18 protein-coding genes and 1 other annotated feature are annotated in these 19872 nt (G+C 37.1%); all 18 genes read right to left on the bottom strand.

Features of this window, described 5'->3' with window-relative positions; translation table 11 throughout:
- Positions 1-176 precede the first annotated feature (176 nt).
- The 18 genes from tuf to cysS all read right to left on the bottom strand — a co-directional run bounded on the left by tuf (position 177) and on the right by cysS (position 19860).
- A complete protein-coding gene (gene tuf, locus NEH75_RS09975; RefSeq protein ID WP_055243030.1) occupies positions 177-1361 on the bottom strand; it encodes an elongation factor Tu in 1185 nt (394 codons plus the stop codon).
- A 125-nt stretch (positions 1362-1486) separates the two neighbouring features.
- Positions 1487-3559: an elongation factor G gene (fusA, locus tag NEH75_RS09980; RefSeq protein WP_055275529.1), complete on the bottom strand. Its 2073-nt coding sequence runs from the start codon at positions 3557-3559 to the stop codon at positions 1487-1489.
- Positions 3560-3639: 80 nt separating this feature from the next.
- Complete coding sequence (rpsG, locus tag NEH75_RS09985; RefSeq protein ID WP_006784426.1) at positions 3640-4110, bottom strand: 30S ribosomal protein S7; 471 nt, start codon at positions 4108-4110, stop codon at positions 3640-3642.
- Positions 4111-4148: 38 nt separating this feature from the next.
- Complete coding sequence (rpsL, locus tag NEH75_RS09990) at positions 4149-4571, bottom strand: 30S ribosomal protein S12 (protein ID WP_055243034.1); 423 nt, start codon at positions 4569-4571, stop codon at positions 4149-4151.
- Between the two features lie 198 nt (positions 4572-4769).
- The gene (gene rpoC / locus NEH75_RS09995) at positions 4770-8495 is read right to left on the bottom strand and encodes a DNA-directed RNA polymerase subunit beta' (RefSeq protein WP_055243036.1); all 3726 of its coding nucleotides are present in this window, start codon (positions 8493-8495) and stop codon (positions 4770-4772) included.
- A 26-nt stretch (positions 8496-8521) separates the two neighbouring features.
- The gene (gene rpoB, locus NEH75_RS10000) at positions 8522-12061 is read right to left on the bottom strand and encodes a DNA-directed RNA polymerase subunit beta (RefSeq protein ID WP_256637861.1); all 3540 of its coding nucleotides are present in this window, start codon (positions 12059-12061) and stop codon (positions 8522-8524) included.
- Between the two features lie 126 nt (positions 12062-12187).
- On the bottom strand, positions 12188-12781 hold the full coding sequence (locus NEH75_RS10005) for a class I SAM-dependent methyltransferase (protein ID WP_055243040.1): 594 nt from the start codon (positions 12779-12781) through the stop codon (positions 12188-12190).
- Between the two features lie 176 nt (positions 12782-12957).
- Positions 12958-13323, bottom strand: a complete 366-nt coding sequence (gene rplL, locus NEH75_RS10010; RefSeq protein ID WP_055243042.1) for a 50S ribosomal protein L7/L12 — start codon at positions 13321-13323, stop codon at positions 12958-12960.
- Positions 13324-13386: 63 nt separating this feature from the next.
- Entirely contained in the window at positions 13387-13950 is a 564-nt protein-coding gene (rplJ, locus tag NEH75_RS10015; protein WP_055305253.1) for a 50S ribosomal protein L10, read from the bottom strand.
- A gap of 25 nt (positions 13951-13975) precedes the next feature.
- Positions 13976-14123, bottom strand: a sequence feature (ribosomal protein L10 leader region).
- 11 nt (positions 14124-14134) lie between these two features.
- Complete coding sequence (gene rplA, locus NEH75_RS10020; protein ID WP_055243046.1) at positions 14135-14830, bottom strand: 50S ribosomal protein L1; 696 nt, start codon at positions 14828-14830, stop codon at positions 14135-14137.
- 79 nt (positions 14831-14909) lie between these two features.
- Entirely contained in the window at positions 14910-15335 is a 426-nt protein-coding gene (rplK, locus tag NEH75_RS10025; RefSeq protein ID WP_055243048.1) for a 50S ribosomal protein L11, read from the bottom strand.
- Positions 15336-15457: 122 nt separating this feature from the next.
- Positions 15458-15994, bottom strand: a complete 537-nt coding sequence (nusG, locus tag NEH75_RS10030) for a transcription termination/antitermination protein NusG (RefSeq protein ID WP_055243049.1) — start codon at positions 15992-15994, stop codon at positions 15458-15460.
- Positions 15995-16006: 12 nt separating this feature from the next.
- Positions 16007-16186, bottom strand: coding sequence for a preprotein translocase subunit SecE (secE, locus tag NEH75_RS10035; RefSeq protein WP_055243051.1), 180 nt, complete (start codon positions 16184-16186; stop codon positions 16007-16009).
- Positions 16187-16209: 23 nt separating this feature from the next.
- Entirely contained in the window at positions 16210-16359 is a 150-nt protein-coding gene (rpmG, locus tag NEH75_RS10040) for a 50S ribosomal protein L33 (protein ID WP_081448230.1), read from the bottom strand.
- Between the two features lie 71 nt (positions 16360-16430).
- On the bottom strand, positions 16431-17033 hold the full coding sequence (locus NEH75_RS10045) for a sigma-70 family RNA polymerase sigma factor (RefSeq protein ID WP_055243052.1): 603 nt from the start codon (positions 17031-17033) through the stop codon (positions 16431-16433).
- Between the two features lie 18 nt (positions 17034-17051).
- A complete protein-coding gene (gene rlmB, locus NEH75_RS10050; RefSeq protein ID WP_082417956.1) occupies positions 17052-17906 on the bottom strand; it encodes a 23S rRNA (guanosine(2251)-2'-O)-methyltransferase RlmB in 855 nt (284 codons plus the stop codon).
- Positions 17906-18298: a Mini-ribonuclease 3 gene (locus NEH75_RS10055; RefSeq protein ID WP_055243087.1), complete on the bottom strand. Its 393-nt coding sequence runs from the start codon at positions 18296-18298 to the stop codon at positions 17906-17908. The genes rlmB and NEH75_RS10055 overlap by 1 nt, the downstream gene beginning before the upstream one ends.
- A 221-nt stretch (positions 18299-18519) precedes the next feature.
- Complete coding sequence (gene cysS, locus NEH75_RS10060; protein WP_055275524.1) at positions 18520-19860, bottom strand: cysteine--tRNA ligase; 1341 nt, start codon at positions 19858-19860, stop codon at positions 18520-18522.
- Positions 19861-19872: the final 12 nt, after the last annotated feature.

The raw sequence follows: 19872 nt of genomic DNA on the forward strand, positions 1-19872 counted from the left end.
AACTACACCTTTGAACAAAAAAATAAAAGGAATCAAACTGCTCAACGAGCAGCTTAATCCCTCACGATTACAGGTATAAAATTTCTTCACCCACACCAGTTGACAAAGAGCCAAAATAAAAAAAGTCCTAGAGAATATATCTCTAGGACAAAAAGATTCAAATATTAGAATATCGATTATTCGATGATGTCTACTACTGAACCAGCACCTACTGTACGTCCACCTTCACGGATAGAGAACTTAGTTCCTTTTTCAACAGCGATTGGCGCGATTAATTCTACAGTCATAGCAACGTTGTCACCTGGCATAACCATTTCTACACCTTCTGGTAATTGGATAACTCCAGTTACGTCAGTTGTACGGAAGTAGAATTGAGGACGGTAGTTTCCGAAGAATGGAGTATGACGTCCACCTTCTTCTTTAGATAATACGTAAACCTCAGAAGTGAATTTTGTATGAGGTTTTACTGATCCTGGTTTAGCTAATACTTGTCCACGTTGGATTTCTTCACGAGAAATACCACGTAATAAAGCTCCGATGTTATCTCCAGCTTCAGCTTGGTCTAATAATTTACGGAACATTTCAACACCTGTTACAGTAGTTGATTTTGTTTCATGGTAACCGATGATTTCAACAACGTCACCAACTTTAACAACCCCACGCTCAACGCGTCCAGTTGCTACAGTACCACGTCCAGTGATTGAGAATACGTCCTCTACTGGCATTAAGAATGGTAAATCAGTTTGACGAGCTGGAGTTGGGATGTACTCATCTACAGCAGCCATTAATTCGTTGATTTTTGCTTCCCATTCAGGTTGTCCTTGTAATGCTAATAATGCAGATCCGTGGATTACTGGAACTTCATCACCTGGGAAATCGTACTCAGATAATAAGTCACGAACTTCCATTTCAACTAATTCTAATAATTCTTCGTCGTCTACCATGTCACATTTGTTTAAGAAAACAACTAAACGAGGTACACCAACTTGGCGAGATAATAAGATGTGCTCACGAGTTTGTGGCATTGGTCCATCAGCAGCAGATACTACTAAGATACCACCGTCCATTTGAGCAGCACCAGTGATCATGTTTTTAACGTAGTCAGCATGTCCTGGGCAGTCAACGTGTGCGTAGTGACGGTTGTCAGTTTCGTACTCAACGTGTGCAGTTGAGATAGTGATTCCACGTTCACGCTCTTCTGGAGCACCATCGATTTGGTCGTAAGCGCGAGCTTCTGCTTTACCTGATTTAGATAATACAGTTGTGATAGCAGCTGTTAATGTAGTTTTTCCGTGGTCAACGTGACCGATTGTACCGATGTTAACATGCGGTTTAGTACGTTCGAATTTAGCTTTTGCCATGCTAATATCCTCCTCTAAGTTACATTTTTTGTATTCAACATTTTTATTTTACAATACCGCTAATAAGAATGCAAGTATTACATTCTTATTAGCAGCGGATATATGAACACATCAATTAACAACGATTATCCACGATGTTTTTTGATGACTTCATCAGCGATTGATTTTGGAACTTGCTCATAGTGATCCATTTCCATTGAGTAGTTTCCGCGTCCTTGTGTGTTAGAACGTAATGCAGTTGCATATCCGAACATTTCAGATAATGGAACATATGCACGGATAACTTGCGCGTTACCACGAGCTTCCATTCCGTCTAAGCGTCCACGACGTGAAGTGATATCTCCCATTACGTCTCCTAAGTACTCATCTGGGATAACAACTTCTACTTTCATAACTGGTTCTAAAAGAACTGGTTTACATTTGTCATAAGCATTTTTTAATGCCATAGAAGCTGCGATTTTGTATGCCATCTCACTTGAATCGACATCATGGTAAGAACCATCGAATAATGTAGCTTTAACGTCAACTACAGGGAATCCTGATAATTGTCCATTTTGTAATGCATCTTTTAATCCTGCATCTACAGATCCGATGTATTCACGAGGTACAACCCCACCAACTACAGCGTCCACGAACTCGTATCCAGCACCTGGTTCTTGTGGTTCAAATTTGATCCATACGTGTCCGTATTGTCCACGTCCACCAGACTGACGTACGAATTTACCTTCAACGTCTGCAGCTTGAGTGAATGTTTCACGGTAAGCTACTTGAGGAGCACCAATGTTAGCTTCAACTTTGAATTCACGACGCATACGGTCAACGATGATGTCTAAGTGTAACTCACCCATACCTGAGATGATAGTTTCACCAGTTTCTTCGTCTGTATGAGTACGGAAAGTTGGATCCTCTTCAGCTAATTTTTGTAAAGCGATACCCATTTTATCTTGGTCTGCTTTTGATTTTGGCTCAACTGATAAAGAGATAACTGGTTCAGGGAATACCATTGATTCTAAGATAACTTCGTGATCTGGATCACATAAAGTATCTCCAGTTGTAGTATCTTTTAAACCTACAGCTGCAGCGATATCTCCTGCGTATACTTCAGAGATTTCTTGACGGCTGTTAGCGTGCATTTGTAATAAACGTCCAACACGCTCACGTTTACCTTTAGTTGAGTTTAATACGTAAGTTCCTGATTGGATTGTTCCTGAGTAAACACGGAAGAATGTTAACTTACCTACGAATGGGTCAGTCATAACTTTGAATGCTAATGCTGCGAATGGTTCTTCATCAGAAGCATGACGCTCAACTTCAGTTCCATCTTCTAATGTTCCTTTGATTGCAGGAATATCAGTTGGAGCTGGTAAGTAGTCAATTACAGCATCTAACATTAACTGAACACCTTTGTTTTTGAAGGCTGATCCACATAATACTGGGAATAATTCAACGTTGATTGTAGCACGACGGATCGCAGCTTTTAATTCTTCGATTGAAATTTCTTCACCTTCTAAGTATTTCATCATTAACTCTTCATCTAAGTTAGATACTGCTTCGATTAATTGATCACGATACATTTCTGCATCTTCTAAGTGAGCTGCATCGATTTCTCCAACTTGGATGTCAGTTCCTAAGTCATTTGTATACATGTATTGTTTCATTTCAACTAAGTCAATGATACCTTCGAAATCATCTTCAGCACCGATTGGTAATTGAATTGGAAGAGCGTTAGCTCCTAAACGATCATGTAATGTTTTTACAGAGTATAAGAAATCTGCACCTGTTTTATCCATTTTATTTACGAATACAATACGTGGAACTCCGTAAGTAGTAGCTTGGCGCCAAACTGTTTCAGTTTGAGGCTCAACTCCTGATTGCGCATCTAATACTGCTACCGCACCATCTAATACACGTAATGAACGTTCAACTTCTACTGTGAAGTCTACGTGACCTGGTGTATCGATGATGTTTACACGGTGACCATTCCAAGCAGCTGTTGTTGCAGCTGAAGTGATTGTGATACCACGCTCTTGCTCTTGAGCCATCCAGTCCATTTGAGAAGCACCATCGTGAGTTTCTCCGATTTTGTGGATACGACCAGTGTAGTATAAGATACGTTCTGTAGTTGTCGTTTTACCAGCATCGATGTGTGCCATGATACCGATGTTACGAGTGTGATTTAAAGAGAATTCTCTTGCCATGTTCCGTTACTCCTCTCATAGTGAAATACTAAACTTTTAGGATTACTAGAAATCCAGTAATCCTAAAGTTATTTAAAATATTACCAACGGTAATGAGCGAATGCTTTGTTAGCTTCAGCCATTTTGTGAGTATCCTCACGTTTCTTAACAGATGCACCTGTGTTGTTAGCTGCATCGATAATTTCGTTAGCTAAGCGTTGCTCCATAGTTTTTTCTCCGCGAGAGCGAGAGTATTGAACTAACCAGCGTAATCCTAAAGTGATTCGGCGCTCAGGACGAACCTCTACTGGTACTTGGTAGTTTGCCCCACCGATACGGCGAGCTTTAACCTCTAATACAGGCATGATGTTTTCGATAGCTTCTTCGAATACTTCCATTGGTTCACGACCAGTTTTCTCAGCAATGATATCGAATGCATTATATAAAATAGTTTGTGCAGTACCTTTTTTACCATCTTGCATGATGTTGTTGATTAAACGAGATACTAATTTAGAGTTATAAATTGGATCTGGCAAAACGTCGCGTTTTGCTACATGTCCTTTACGTGGCATAATTTAGCCTCCCTTCCATTTTATCGAAAAAAGTTAGATTATTTTTTAGCTGCTTTTGGTTTTTTTGTTCCGTATTTAGAACGACCTTGCATACGTCCATCTACACCTGTAGCATCTAAAGTACCACGAACGATATGATAACGTACCCCTGGTAAGTCTTTTACACGTCCACCGCGAATTAAAACAACGCTGTGCTCTTGTAATTTGTGTCCAATACCAGGAATGTATGCTGTTACTTCTAAACCATTTGTTAAACGTACACGGGCATATTTACGTAAAGCCGAGTTTGGTTTTTTAGGTGTCATTGTAGCAACACGAGTACATACCCCACGTTTTTGTGGAGAGTATAAGTTAGTTTGTTCTTTCTTTAAACTATTGTACCCTACATTTAAATGACGAGATTTAGATTTTGTTTCTTTACTTTGACGTCCTTTACGAACTAATTGGTTAATAGTTGGCATATTAGTCCTCCTCTCATAAACTTAGTCCACTTATCCAGGTGGTTCATTTTAGTTAGAAAAAGTAAGCTTTGCCCGAAAGCAAAACTCACTTTGTTTTTTTAAAAGCCTTTATTAATCTAACATTTTTTTAGAATAATGTCAACAGTTCAAAAAAGTTTTTAATATTTTTCAACAGTATTATTGGCTTTTTTTGATATCTTATTCATCTTCAGCGTCTAAAAAATCAGTTTCATCGAAATCTAATTCGATATCTAATTCATCTAAATCGTCTTCTAATGAAAGATTTACTAAATCATTTGATACTTTTGAATCCGAAGTTAAATCGAATGGTAAAATATCCTCTTCAACTTCATCTTCAATCTTATGTACCGGTTGAATATGATCTTCTCTTAAAACACCTGTTCCGGCTGGGATTAACTTACCAATGATAACATTTTCTTTTAATCCGATTAATTCATCCACTTTACCTTTGATTGCAGCATCTGTAAGAACGCGAGTTGTTTCCTGGAATGATGCAGCAGATAAGAATGATTCTGTTTCAAGAGATGCTTTTGTGATACCTAAGATTGTTGGAATACCTACTGCAGGGCGTTTCCCACGCATGATTGCAGCAGCATTTACACGCGTATAATGAGTCATATCAATTAATGATCCTGGTAAAATGTCAGTATCTCCACCGTCGATAACTTTAACTTTTTTCATCATTTGATGAACCATGATCTCAATATGCTTATCTGATAATTCTACCCCTTGTGCACGGTATACATTTTGTACTTCTTTTAAGATGTATGCTTGTACAGCGGCAACATCTTTAACACGTAATAATTCTTTAGGATCGATTGACCCTTCAGTTAACATGTCTCCAGCTAATACTTCATCACCTTCAGCTACTAATGGTTGTACCCCGTAAGGTAATAAGTAGTTACGGCTTTCTAATTTATTTGTTAATGTAATTTCATAACGGTTTTTAGTATTTGCCTTAATTGTAGTAATTACACCATCGATTTCAGCAATGATTGCACGTCCTTTTGGATTACGCGCTTCGAATAACTCTTGGATACGAGGTAAACCTTGTGTAATATCGGCTCCGGCTACCCCACCTGTATGGAATGTACGCATCGTTAACTGAGTACCTGGCTCACCGATTGATTGAGCAGCCATGATACCAACAGCTTCCCCAACTTCAACCTCTTTACCAGTTGCTAAGTTTTGACCATAACATTTTTTACATACACCTTTTTGAGCATTACATGAGTAAATAGTACGGATATCTACTCCTTCAATACCAGCATCGATGATAGCTTTACCTAATTCATCTGTAATATATACATTGCGTTCTGCAATCTTTTCTTTTGTTACCGGATGATAGATAGGTTTTGCTGTATAACGTCCAACGATACGATCAAATAATGTTTCTACTGTTTGACCACGTTGTTTTAATTCAGTGATATATTGTCCTTTATCTGTACCACAGTCATCTTCACGAACGATTACATCTTGTGCTACGTCTACTAAACGACGAGTTAAGTAACCTGAATCGGCTGTTTTTAAGGCTGTATCGGCTAATCCTTTACGGGCACCATGGGTAGAGATGAAGAACTCAGTTACTGTTAAACCTTCACGGAATGAAGATTTGATTGGTAACTCAATTGTTTTACCAGATGGGTTGGCCATTAATCCACGCATACCGGCTAACTGCGTAAAGTTCGATGCATTACCACGGGCTCCTGAATCACTCATCATGTAAATGTGGTTATCAGCAGGTAACTCATTCATTAATACGTGTTGAATTTCATCTTTTACTTTCGCCCAAACATCGATAACTAAACGATAACGCTCATCATCAGTTAATAAACCACGGTTATAGAACTCTTGGATTTGAGCAACTTTATCGTCACCTTGTTTTAATAAATCCTTTTTCTTAGAAGATACGACTACGTCAGCAACCCCTACAGAAATTCCGGCAACAGTAGAATACTTAAATCCTAAGTCTTTTAAGCGGTCTAACATACGTGATGTTTCAGTTGTTTTATAAATACGGAATACTTCAGAAATGATATCTCCTAAGAATTTTTTCTTGAATGGAGAAACAATTTTAACATCCGCTAAGTGTGCTTTAATATCTGTTCCCTTTTCAACGAAGTACTTAGTTGGTGTAGCACCTTGTAAGTTCGTCATTGTTGGCTCATTTAAGTAAGGGAATGTTTTAGGTAAAATACCATTGAAGATAACTTTTCCTAAAGTTGTGATGATATATTTGCTATTTTGCTCTTCAGTGAAAGTCATGTTATTTAATGCTTTAGCATCTAATGCAATACGAGAGTGTAATGTTACATATCCGTTTGCATAAGCCATCATTAATTCATTTGTATCTTTATAGATATTACCTTCACCAATTGCTCCTGCTTCCTCCATCGTTAAGTAGTAGTTTCCTAATACCATATCCTGAGATGGAGTAACGACTGGTTTACCATCTTTCGGGTTTAAGATGTTGTTTGCAGCAAGCATTAATAAACGAGCTTCAGCTTGTGCTTCTTGAGATAAAGGAACGTGAACCGCCATCTGGTCACCATCGAAGTCGGCATTGAATGCTGTCGTTACAAGAGGGTGAAGACGAATTGCGCGTCCTTCTACAATTTTAGGTTCGAACGCTTGGATACCTAAACGGTGTAATGTTGGGGCACGGTTTAATAATACTGGATGCTCACGAATTACGTCTTCTACAACGTCCCATAATGCATCATCCATGCGCTCAATCATTTTCTTAGCACTCTTAATATTTTGTGCTAAATCACGTTCTACTAATTCTTTCATAACGAATGGTTTGAATAACTCAAGAGCCATTTCTTTTGGTAATCCACATTGATACATCTTTAAGTCTGGTCCTACTACGATTACAGAACGTCCAGAGTAGTCAACACGTTTACCTAATAAGTTTTGACGGAAACGACCTTGTTTACCTTTTAACATGTGAGAAAGTGATTTTAATGGACGGTTTCCTGGACCGGTAACTGGACGTCCACGACGACCATTATCAATTAAAGCATCTACTGCTTCTTGAATCATACGTTTCTCATTGTTAATGATAATATTAGGCGCACCGATTTCTAAATAACGAATTAAACGGTTATTACGGTTAATAACACGACGATATAAGTCATTTAAGTCAGATGTTGCAAAACGTCCACCATCTAATTGAACCATTGGACGTAATTCTGGTGGAATTACCGGTAATACGTCTAAGATCATCCAATCAGGACGGTTTCCTGAATTACGGAATGATTCCACAACTTCTAAACGTTTGATAACTTTCCCACGTTTTTGACCTTGTGCAATTTTTAATTCAGAACGTAATTCTTTCGCTAATTTATCTAAATCTAATGATTCTAATAACTTTTTAATGGCTTCAGCACCCATACCTACTTGGAATGCATTCCCCCATTTTTCATATGCTTCACGATATTCTTTTTCAGTTAATACTTTTTGTTTAATTAAATCAGTTTTACCTGGGTCAATTACAACATAGTTTACAAAGTAGATAACTTCTTCAAGCTCACGAGGAGACATATTTAATAATAGTCCCATGCGGCTTGGAATACCTTTTACATACCAAATATGTGCAACAGGTGCAGCAAGTTCGATGTGACCCATACGTTCACGACGAACTTTTGCTACTGTTACTTCTACACCACAGCGATCACAAACGATCCCTTCGTGGCGAATACGTTTATATTTACCACAAGCACACTCACAGTCTTTTTGTGGACCGAAGATACGCTCACAGAATAATCCATCTTTTTCAGGTTTTAATGTACGATAGTTGATTGTCTCAGATTTTTTAACTTCACCATAAGACCATTTACGGATTGTATCTGAAGATGCTAAACCGATCTTCATATACTTAAACTTGTTAACATCTACCAAGGCGATTCCCTCCTTGCGTCTAATTATTATTCAACTGTTTCTGGAACAACGATTTGATGAGTTTTTACATTCTCAAGATCGCGGATTTCAATTTCATCTTTGTCATCAGATAAGATTTTAACATCCATACCTAATGATTGTAACTCTTTAACTAATACTCGGAATGATTCAGGGATACCTGGTTCAGGAACATTTTCTCCACGTACGATAGCTTCGTATGTTTTAACACGTCCTGTGATATCATCTGACTTAACTGTTAAGATTTCTTGTAATGTGTATGCCGCACCGTATGCTTCAAGTGCCCATACCTCCATCTCACCGAAACGTTGTCCACCGAATTGAGCTTTACCTCCAAGCGGCTGTTGAGTTACTAATGAGTAAGGTCCAATTGAACGGGCATGTAATTTGTCATCAACCATGTGGGCAAGTTTAATCATATACATAACCCCAACTGAAATTCGGTTATCGAATTTTTCACCTGTACGTCCATCATATAATACAGTCTTCGCATCTGGGTCCATACCAGCTTCTGCGATGATTGCTTCTAAGTCTTCAGTTTTAACACCATCGAATACTGGAGTTGCAACGTGAATTCCTAATTTTTTAGCAGCCATACCTAAGTGAATTTCTAAGATCTGACCGATGTTCATACGTGATGGTACCCCTAATGGGTTTAACATGATATCCACTGGTGTTCCATCTGGCATATATGGCATATCTTCTTGAGGTAAGATTTTAGAGATAACCCCTTTATTACCATGGCGTCCGGCCATTTTATCTCCCTCAGAGATTTTACGTTTTTGAACAATGTAAATACGAATTACTTCGTTTACACCTGGTGATAAGTCATCACCGTTACGACGAGAGAAGTATTTAACGTCATGTACAATTCCGTCTCCACCGTGTGGTACACGTAATGATGTATCACGAACTTCACGTGCTTTCTCACCGAAGATAGCATGTAATAAACGTTCTTCTGCAGTTAATTCAGTCTGACCTTTAGCAGTTACTTTACCTACTAAGATGTCATCTTCTTTAACTTCAGCACCGATACGGATAATTCCACGCTCATCTAAGTTTTTAAGAGCGTCTTCCCCAACACCTGGGATATCACGTGTAATTTCTTCTGGGCCTAACTTAGTGTCACGAGCTTCTAATTCATATTCTTCAATGTGAATTGATGTATACACATCATCTTTTACTAAGCGTTCACTCATGATGATGGCATCCTCATAGTTATATCCGTTCCATGTCATGAATGCTACAACGACGTTACGTCCTAAAGCTAATTCTCCGCTTTCCATTGATGAACTATCTGCTAATACTTCACCAGCATTAATATGATCACCTAGGCGAACGATTGGACGTTGGTTTAATACAGTACTTGAGTTTGAACGAACAAACTTAATTAATGGATAACGATCTAATCCTCCATCAGCATCACGACGAACACGGATTTGTTTTGAATCAACGTATTCTACTGTTCCGCTGTTGTGAGCAACTACTGCTTGCCCTGAGTCTTTTGCCGCTACATATTCCATACCTGTACCAACGAATGGGGCTTCAGGAATTAATAAAGGAATGGCCTGACGTTGCATGTTGGCTCCCATTAATGCACGGTTGGCATCATCGTGCTCTAAGAACGGGATACATGCTGTGGCAACAGATACAATCTGTTTTGGTGATACGTCCACGAAGTCAACACGTTCAGCAGGAACGATTAAGTTTTCACCACGATGACGAACAATTACTTTTTCAGGTAAGCAATCATTTGCATCTAAATCTAATCCAGCTTGTGCTACTACATAACGATCTTCTTCGTCAGCAGTTAAATAACGGATTTCCCCAGTTACTTGCATTTTTGTTTCTCCAGTTGCTTCATCAATAACTGGGATAACTTTACGATATGGAGTCTCAATGAATCCAAATTCGTTAACTTTTGCATAAGATGATAAAGAGTTGATTAACCCGATGTTTGGTCCCTCAGGCGTTTCGATAGGACACATACGACCGTAATGAGAGTAGTGAACGTCACGTACTTCCATTCCAGCACGTTCACGTGTTAAACCACCTGGCCCTAAAGCAGATAAACGACGTTTGTGCGTTAACTCTGATAATGGGTTAGTTTGATCCATGAACTGTGATAACTGTGAGCTACCGAAGAACTCTTTAATTGCAGCTGTTACAGGACGAATGTTAATTAAGCTTGAAGGTGTGATTCCTTCACTTTCTTGAATTGACATTCTTTCTTTAACAACACGCTCCATACGAGATAACCCGATACGGAATTGGTTTTGTAATAATTCACCTACTAGACGTAAACGACGGTTTCCTAAGTGATCGATATCATCTAAGTAACCTACTGAATCTAATAAGTTGAAGAAGTAACTTACAGATGCAAAGATATCTGAAGTAGTAATGTGTTTACACTCATCTTCTACATTTCCGATAATTTTTACAACTTGATCCCCTTCATTTACTCGTTGTGAATAAACTTCGAATTCTTGAACATAAGTTTGTGTTTCTTCTAAAGGATTCACTAATTCGACTTTTTTAATATTTAAACGATCAATTTTATCAGCTAATACTTCTTCAAAGATACGACGAGTAATTACTGTACCTTCTTCTACTAGTACTTCACCTGTCTCTGAATCAAAGATATCACTAGCTAATTTTTGATTTAATAAACGTTCTTGTGCACTTAATTTTTTGTTGAATTTATAACGTCCAACATGAGCTAAGTCGTATCGTTTAGGATCAAAGAAACGAGAAACGAATAAAGTTCGAGCACCATCGATCGTAGCATGCTCACCTTGACGAAGTTTTTGGAAGATTTCCATTAATGCTTCATCAGAGTTAACAGTTTGGTCTTTTTCTAACGTATTTAAGATATACTGATTTTCACCAAACATTTCGATGATTTGTTCTTTTGTTGAAAGTCCTAATGCACGTAATAAAACTGTAATTGGAATTTTACGCGTTCTATCGACACGAACATAAACAATGTCTTTTGCATCAAGTTCATACTCTAACCATGCACCACGGTTAGGAATTACTTGTGCAGCATATTTTTCTTTACCGCTCTTTTTATCAGTCTCTTTATTGTAGTAAACACCTGATGAACGGACTAATTGTGATACGATTACACGTTCAGAACCATTGATAACAAATGTTCCTGTTGGGGTCATTAAAGGGAAGTCCCCCATGTATACTTCGCTTTCCTTCACTTCCTTAATTGCGTGTGTTTCTTCGTCTTTAATGTGTAAACGAACCTTAACACGTAAAGGGGCAGCATAGTTAGCATCGCGTTCTTTAGCTTCTAAAACAGAATATTTTGGTTCTCCTAAGCTATATCCAACGAATTCAAGCGCTAAATTACCGTTATTGTCTTCAATTGGAGAAATGTCTTTGAACATTTCACGAATACCTTCATCAAGGAACCACTGATAAGAAGCAGTTTGAATTTCAATTAAGTTAGGGAGTTCGAGTGCAACATCAATTCTTGAGTAATTACGACGTTGTCTCTTTTTACCATATTGAACAATTTTCCCTGCCACGCGTTTCACCTCTTTGTTTGTTTATGTAAACTTTTGTTGTTTTTTTTATTCAACACCTAATGTATTTGACTTAGCACATGTAAAATACAAGCAGTATTAGGCATTTTATAATAATATCAAATTTTTTCAATAGTGTCAACGTCTGATAGACTTTAATATAAAATATCCTTTATCTTTGTCGACAACTTCACAATTCCCATAGACTTCTTCCATTTTCGCTTTAGCAGATGGAGCGCCTTGTTTTTTCTGTATTACTATCCAAAGTTCACCATTCTCAACCAAATATTCTTTAGCTTCTTCAATAATGGCGTGAACAACTTTTTTCCCTGCACGGATTGGAGGATTCGATAAAATAGCCGCGAATTCACCTTCTACACCATCATAGCAAAAGCTTTCATACATTGTTGCATTTGAAATTCCATTATCCTGTGCATTCTTTTTTGATAGTTCTAACGCTCGTTGATTAACATCTACCATATGAATATTTCGATTTACATAACTTTTAGCTAAACTCAAACCGATAGGTCCGTAACCACAGCCAACATCTAAAATATTCCCATCTACTTCTGGAACAGTAAAGCTTTCTACTAAAAGTCTAGAACCAAAGTCAACATCTCTCTTCGAAAAGACCCCAATATCTGTTGTGAATTTGAGTTTATGCCCTCTAAGTGTGTAAGCAAAGTCCTTTTCGTCCGAACGAGCATTAACATTGTTAGTATAATAATGCATGATCACAACCCCTTTTGATTTTACCTAAAAATTAGAGAATATGAACATTTTTACATGCTCTATTATTGCCATGTTAAAGTAAATTATTACATTATATGTTTATGAAATAAAAACCTGAGGCGATAAACACACTCAGGTTTTTATTTATATTTCAGCGAAACTTATATTAAAGTTAATTATTTAACTTCAACAGTAGCTCCAGCTTCTTCTAATTTAGCTTTTAATTCTTCAGCTTCTTCTGGAGAAACTTTTTCTTTGATTGGAGCAGGAGTTCCGTCTACTAATTCTTTAGCTTCTTTTAATCCTAATCCAGTGATTTCACGAACTACTTTGATAACACCGATTTTTTTAGCTCCAGCGTTTGTTAAGATTACATCTACTTCAGATGGTCCAGCAGCAGCTTCAGCTCCACCAACAACAGCTACAGGAGCAGCAGCAGTTACACCAAATTCTTCTTCGATAGCTTTAACTAATTCGTTTAATTCTAAAACTGACATTTCTTTGATCGCTTCGATCATTTCAGCAGCAGTTAATTTTGCCATTTTATTTTCCTCCTTCAAATTAGGGATTTTTCCCTTTTAGGTTAATTTTTTAAATTTCAAAAATTATTCAGCAGCAGCTTCTTCAGCCACTTCAGTTGTTTCAGCAGCAGCCTCAGCTACAGGTGCTTCAACACCAGCTTCTTTTTGTTCAGAAACAGCTTTAACAACACATGCCATATTGCGCATTGGAGCTTGTAATACAGAAAGTAACATAGATAATAAACCTTCGCGGTTTGGTAATTTAGCTAATTCCATAACTTGCTCTAATGAAGCAACAGATCCTTCGATTAAACCAGCTTTTAATTCTAAAGCTTGGTGTTCTTTAGCGAAGTTGTATAATACGCGTGCAGGTGCAACAACGTCTTCTTTAGAGAATGCAACAGCAGTTGGACCAACGAATGCTTCACCTAAACCTTCGAATCCAGCTTCAGTCACAGCACGACGAGAGATATTGTTTTTTAATACTTTAAATTCAACACCTTCAGCACGTAATTGTTGACGTAATTCAGTTACTTCAGCAACAGTTAATCCGCGGTAATCAACAACTACTAAAGAAGCTGATTCTTTGAATTGCGCTGCGTACTCAGCAACTAATTGAGATTTCATTTCGATTGCAGTAGCGCTCATTATTCACACCTCCTATGTTCGTTCTAAGTCCGTAGAAAAACCCTTTTACCCACTAAAATGTGGACAGAAGGGTGTAACTAAGGCATGAAAATAAATAATATATATATCCAAAACCTCGGTAGGATCATTAAGCCAAAGGCCCCTACTGTCTACGGTAATTCTATTCAATTATCAATAAGAAAAATTATTTTTCTAATGATTCAGATGCAACTTTGATACCAGGTCCCATAGTTGAAGAAACAGCGATGTTTTTCACGTAAGTTCCTTTAGCTGCAGATGGTTTAGCTTTTAAGATAGTATCAAAGATAGCTTTGAAGTTTTCAACTAATTTTTGGTCTTCGAAAGATACTTTTCCGATTGGAACATGTACGTTACCAGCTTTATCAACGCGGTATTCTACTTTACCAGCTTTGATTTCATTAACAGCTTTAGTAACATCCATTGTTACAGTACCAGTTTTAGGGTTTGGCATTAAACCACGTGGTCCTAAAACGCGTCCTAATTTACCAACTTCAGCCATCATATCTGGAGTAGCTACAACTACATCGAACTCCATCCAACCTTGTTGGATTTTGTTGATCATATCGCTATCTCCTACGAAATCTGCTCCAGCCGCTTCAGCTTCTTTAGCTTTTTCACCTTTAGCGAATACTAATACTGAACGAACTTTCCCAGTTCCGTGAGGTAATACCATAGCTCCACGAATTTGTTGATCCGCTTTACGTGGGTCAACTCCTAAACGGAAAGCTACATCTACAGTTGCATCAAATTTAGCAACATTAGTTTTCTTAACTAATTCAACAGCTTCTTCTACAGAGTATAAAGTAGTAGAATCAACTAATTTTTTGGCTTCGATGAATTTTTTACCTTTTTTAGCCATTCTAAGTACCTCCTAAATTGTGGTTAACGGAATCTCCTCCCACAGATTTAGGTTGTAATCTACAACCTAAAACGGTAGATTAGTCTTCTACAACGATTCCCATTTGTCTTGCAGAACCTTCAATAATACGCATTGCAGCTTCTACTGTATTCGCGTTTAAGTCTGGCATTTTTTGCTCAGCGATAGCACGAATTTGATCTTTAGTTAAAGTAGCAACTTTTTCCTTGTGAGGTAAAGATGATCCACTTTGAATTCCAGCAGCTTTCTTTAATAAGTCTGATGCTGGTGGAGTTTTTGTAATGAATGTAAATGAACGATCTTCATAAACTGTGATTACTACTGGGATAATACTTCCCATTTGTTCACGTGTACGTTCATTGAATTCTTGACAGAATCCTTGAATGTTCGCACCTGCTTGTCCTAATGCTGGACCTACTGGTGGAGCTGGATTTGCTTTTCCTGCAGGAATTTGTAATTTAACAATACTTTTTACTGCTTTTGCCACGCGACACACCTCCTCTAAGTCCGTGATGTGGTTATTTGGGTGTTTCACCCTCCCACTTGATATGAATCTCATATCAACTACGATAGTTTATCACCTTTTTTTATATTAGGCAAGATTTTTTTTTATTCGACTTCACAAATTTGTCCGAAATCTAATTCGACTGGTGTTTCGCGTCCAAATAAATCCACTAACACACTAACTTTACCATGTTCTTTGTCGATTGATTCGATTTTTCCAACTTGTCCTGAGAATGGACCAGCTGCAACTAATACTTGTTGTCCAACTTCGATATCTAATGATACTTCGACACTTGTAACACCCATCTTCTTAAGAATTGGCATAATTTCTTCTGTTGGAAGCGGAACTGGACGAGTTCCTTTACCACTTGATCCTAAGAATCCAGTTACACCTGGTGTATTACGAACCATGTACCAAGAATCATCTGTATCGATCATTTCTACTAAGACGTAACCAGGGAAAGTTTTCTTTAACTTTTCTTTACGTACACCGTCTTTGATTGTTACTTCTTTTTCTTCCGGAATCAATACTCGGAAGATTTTGTCTTGCATATTCATTGTTTCAATACGTTTTAATAAGTTAGTCATTACTTTATTTTCATAACCAGCATACGTTTGAACAACATACCAACGTTTTTCCACTATCATGACCTCCTACCCTAGTAAACTCATTACTTGGGAAATCACTAAGTCAACAGCAAAGAAGAAGATTGATAATACAACTACGAAGATTAACACTTGTAATGTATATGTTTTCATCTCTTTTTCTGTTGGCCAAGCAATCTTCTTTAATTCAGCAGACACACCTTTAAAAAACCCTTTTACCTGACTCATCATGTAGCCCCCCTATACTATTCTTATTTTGTTTCCTTATGCATTGTATGTTTTCCACAACGCTTGCAGAATTTTTTAACTACAAGACGCTCGCTGTGTGTTTGTTTATTTTTAACCGTTGAATAGTTGCGACTTAAACATTCGTCACAAGCTAAAATTACTTTTGTGCGCATTATTTGACCTCACAATTTTTATATCTTAACTTCATCTACTCTATCAAAAACAACCATCATTGTCAATAAAGCTAGCAACATTGCCCAGAAGATGAGTTTATTTTATTTAAATTCTTTAACTTACTTTTGCATCGACTCAAAGCATTATCTACTTTTTTAGGGGGCACACTCAGAATCGTTGCTATCTCAATATAATTATTATCTAATAAATAGTATTTCAAACACGTTTTTTCAAATTCAGATAAAATCCCCTTTTCTCTTAAAGCAAATTCGAGAAGTAGACGTTCATTCAAGGTGTTATGGTCTCTATCTAAATAATAATAGACTTGTGCCTCAGAAGCTATTGGTAAAACCGGATCACTATAATCAGTTAACAAATCTAAACCAGCGCTTCGTTTAGCTTTACGATATGCAGTCGTAATCGCATTTCGTACACATGTCATCGAATAAGAATAAAAACTAGCAATGGATGTTTCATCAAATGTATAAATCGATTTGATAAATGCCATTCGTCCTTCTTGAAAAAAGTCCTCGTAATCGAATCCAACTCCATAATAAGAAGAGGCGATTTTTCCAATTAGCGGCGAATATTTCTGGATGAGGATATCTAAAGCTGCTTCATTTTGTTCACGAACTAAGTATACCAACTCATAATCATTATATTCAACCTTCACCGTATTCCTCCTAAGACACTATTTAATAGGATTGCGTTTATTATAAATTTCGTACATTAATAAGGCAGCTGCCACTGATGCATTTAACGAAGTAACGTGACCACGCATTGGAAGATAAACTTTGAAATCACACGCTTCACGTACTAAACGACTCATTCCTTTTCCTTCACTCCCGATGACTAAACCTAACGGTAAACTAGCATCTAGTGTGCGGTAATCTTGTGCTTCACTCGCATCAGTTCCAGCAATCCAAAGTCCCGCTTCCTTTAACTGGTTAATTGCTACTGTTAAGTTAGCCACACAAGCCACTGGGACGTGCTCAATAGCACCCGTTGATAATTTAGCAACAGTGCTTGTTAATCCAACTGAACGGTCTTTACGAATAATAATTCCATCTACACCTGATGCATCAGCCGTACGTAAAATCGCTCCTAAGTTATGTGGATCCTCAAGACCATCTAAAATCAGAATGAACGCGGGTTCTTCTTTTTGAGTGGCCTTTTTGATTAAATCATTTAAAGGCATGTATGCATATGGCTCAACGATTGCTAAGACACCTTGATGATTTCCTTTAACATCATATTTATCTTTAGCCATTTGCTCAAATTTTTGCTTAGGTAATACTTTGCAAGAAATGTTTTGTTTCTCCACTAATTCCATTAATCCCGCATCATGTTGAGCAACCGCATCAGTAACAATCACTTCAAAGACTTTACGTTTTGATTCTAATACTTCATTCACCGTATTTTTTCCGTAAATAACTTCACGATTGCTATCTTTTTTAGAAATAGCTTTTCCTTCTTTTTTAGGAGCTTGTTTGTAATCACGTTTTGATGCTTTATCTTTTTTCGCACCTTTTACTGGTTTCGCCATTAGTTTGTCACCCCATCTTTAAATTCGATACTATAAGACACGATTTCATCTAATCGTTGTGCTTGTTCCGTTAAATATAAATACCCAATTAACGCTTCAAACGCTGTTGAATGGGTATAAGTTAACACATCCGTATTTTTAGGAACGGAACGACTTTTCGTATTACGTCCTTTTTTAACCACTTCTAATTCCTTCTCTGTTAAGAGATTTTGTTCTATTAAATAAGCTAAAGTCGTGGCTTGTGCATGAGCAGAAACATATTTGACTGCTAATTGATGCAGACGATTTGGTTTATTAATCCCACGTCTACAAAGCATCTCACGAACTTTTAAGTCATAGTACGAGTCTCCCACAAAGGCTAACATCGTACTATTCATTTGATTTACTTCCATCTTCTCACGCGCCTTTTCTAATATCGTCATTATTATACACTAAATCATTATCTTTTAACGAAAAAGCCAATTCAAACCGTGACTTTCACGAATTCGAGTCATTTCTACGAAAAACTCTAATCTTCTCTTCTAATAAATGGCACTAAACATGAACTCTTTTCTTAAATTCAATAAAAAAGACTCCATCCTTTCGAATGGAATCTTTATTATCATATCTCATTTTATAAAACATTTAAAGCCTGTAATTGTGCTCTTAGCTCATCTGCTTTCTTAAAGTCTTTCGCTTTGCGTGCTTCTTCCCAAGCTTTCATTAACTCGCGCTCTTCTAAAGTTAAACGTTTCTTACTTAAATCAAATCCAAAAATATAAGCCATATTTTGAAGTGTCATTAAGGCATATTTACAAGCTGCATCACTTGCTTTTGCACGCGTCATTTTATTAATTTCTTTAATCACACCGTATAAACTTGTAATCGCATTTGATGTATTGAAGTCATCTTCAAGTGCTAATGTAAATTGTTGCATTAAATTTTCAATCTCAGGAACGACCTCTCCTTCCACATCTAATGCTTCGGCTAAATCAAGTTTTAAATGTAATTGTTCAAACGTTGATTTAATTTTTTGCCACTCTTTAACTGCTAACTGAATATTTTCTTCTGTATAGTTAATTGGTTGACGATAATGAACTGATAACATGAATAAACGGAAGGCATTCGCATCAATTGCTTCAATTAAATCTTTAACATTAATCACATTTCCTAAAGACTTACTCATTTTTTCGTTATTTAAACCTAAACGTCCCACATGCATCCAGTAATTTGCTAAGCTATGACCATTCATACAGATTGATTGAGCAATTTCATTTTCATGATGAGGGAATTGAAGGTCTGTTCCGCCACCATGAATATCAATCTTACCGCCAAATTCTTTTCCGATCATAACCACACATTCCGTATGCCAACCTGGGCGTCCCGCACCCCAAGGCGAATCCCATGTGATTCCTTTATCAGTTTTTTTCCATAACACAAAGTCTAATGGGTTCTCTTTTTTAGAATCTTCTGCGATACGAGCTCCAACTTCTAACTCTTCAATTTTCTTTCCTGATAATTGACCATACTCACGTACTTTATCAATACGGAAGTACACATCTCCATCAACCGCATAAGCAAATCCACGCTCAACTAATTCATGAATGAACTGAATCATCTCATCCATATTTTCAGTTACTTTTGGCATTGAAGTGAATGGTAAAGCATTTAATAGCTGATTACATTCTAAAAAGTAATTTAAATATTTTTCAGCAATCTCTGCTTCAGTTACTTCTTCTTCAATGGCACGGTTAATAATTTTATCATCCACGTCTGTTACGTTTGAAACAAACTCAACCTCATATCCTAAATATTTAAAATAACGATGAACTAAGTCGAAAAATAATACAGGACGTGCATTTCCAATGTGAATATAGTTATACACGGTTGGTCCACAAATATACATTTTTACCTTATTTTCTTCAATCGGTTTAAATTCTTCTTTCTCACGCGTATACGTATTATAAATTAACATTGTGAGTCCAAC

Origin of the sequence: Turicibacter sp. T129, assembly GCF_025594975.1 — a bacterium.
Lineage (GTDB): Bacteria > Bacillota_I > Bacilli_A > MOL361 > Turicibacteraceae > Turicibacter > Turicibacter bilis.

Bases quoted from the DNA above. Each gene is read 5' to 3' on its own strand.
- rplJ (WP_055305253.1), bottom strand. From the start codon at position 13,950: ATGAGCGCTACTGCAATCGAAATGAAATCTCAATTAGTTGCTGAGTAC.
- secE (WP_055243051.1), bottom strand. From the start codon at position 16,186: ATGAGTCAGGTAAAAGGGTTTTTTAAAGGTGTGTCTGCTGAATTAAAG.
- tuf (WP_055243030.1), bottom strand. From the start codon at position 1,361: ATGGCAAAAGCTAAATTCGAACGTACTAAACCGCATGTTAACATCGGT.
- NEH75_RS10055 (WP_055243087.1), bottom strand. From the start codon at position 18,298: ATGGAAGTAAATCAAATGAATAGTACGATGTTAGCCTTTGTGGGAGAC.
- rplL (WP_055243042.1), bottom strand. From the start codon at position 13,323: ATGGCAAAATTAACTGCTGCTGAAATGATCGAAGCGATCAAAGAAATG.
- fusA (WP_055275529.1), bottom strand. From the start codon at position 3,559: ATGGCAAGAGAATTCTCTTTAAATCACACTCGTAACATCGGTATCATG.
- NEH75_RS10005 (WP_055243040.1), bottom strand. From the start codon at position 12,781: ATGCATTATTATACTAACAATGTTAATGCTCGTTCGGACGAAAAGGAC.
- rpmG (WP_081448230.1), bottom strand. From the start codon at position 16,359: ATGCGCACAAAAGTAATTTTAGCTTGTGACGAATGTTTAAGTCGCAAC.
- rlmB (WP_082417956.1), bottom strand. From the start codon at position 17,906: ATGGCGAAACCAGTAAAAGGTGCGAAAAAAGATAAAGCATCAAAACGT.
- rpsG (WP_006784426.1), bottom strand. From the start codon at position 4,110: ATGCCACGTAAAGGACATGTAGCAAAACGCGACGTTTTGCCAGATCCA.
- cysS (WP_055275524.1), bottom strand. From the start codon at position 19,860: ATGTTAATTTATAATACGTATACGCGTGAGAAAGAAGAATTTAAACCG.
- rplA (WP_055243046.1), bottom strand. From the start codon at position 14,830: ATGGCTAAAAAAGGTAAAAAATTCATCGAAGCCAAAAAATTAGTTGAT.
- rpsL (WP_055243034.1), bottom strand. From the start codon at position 4,571: ATGCCAACTATTAACCAATTAGTTCGTAAAGGACGTCAAAGTAAAGAA.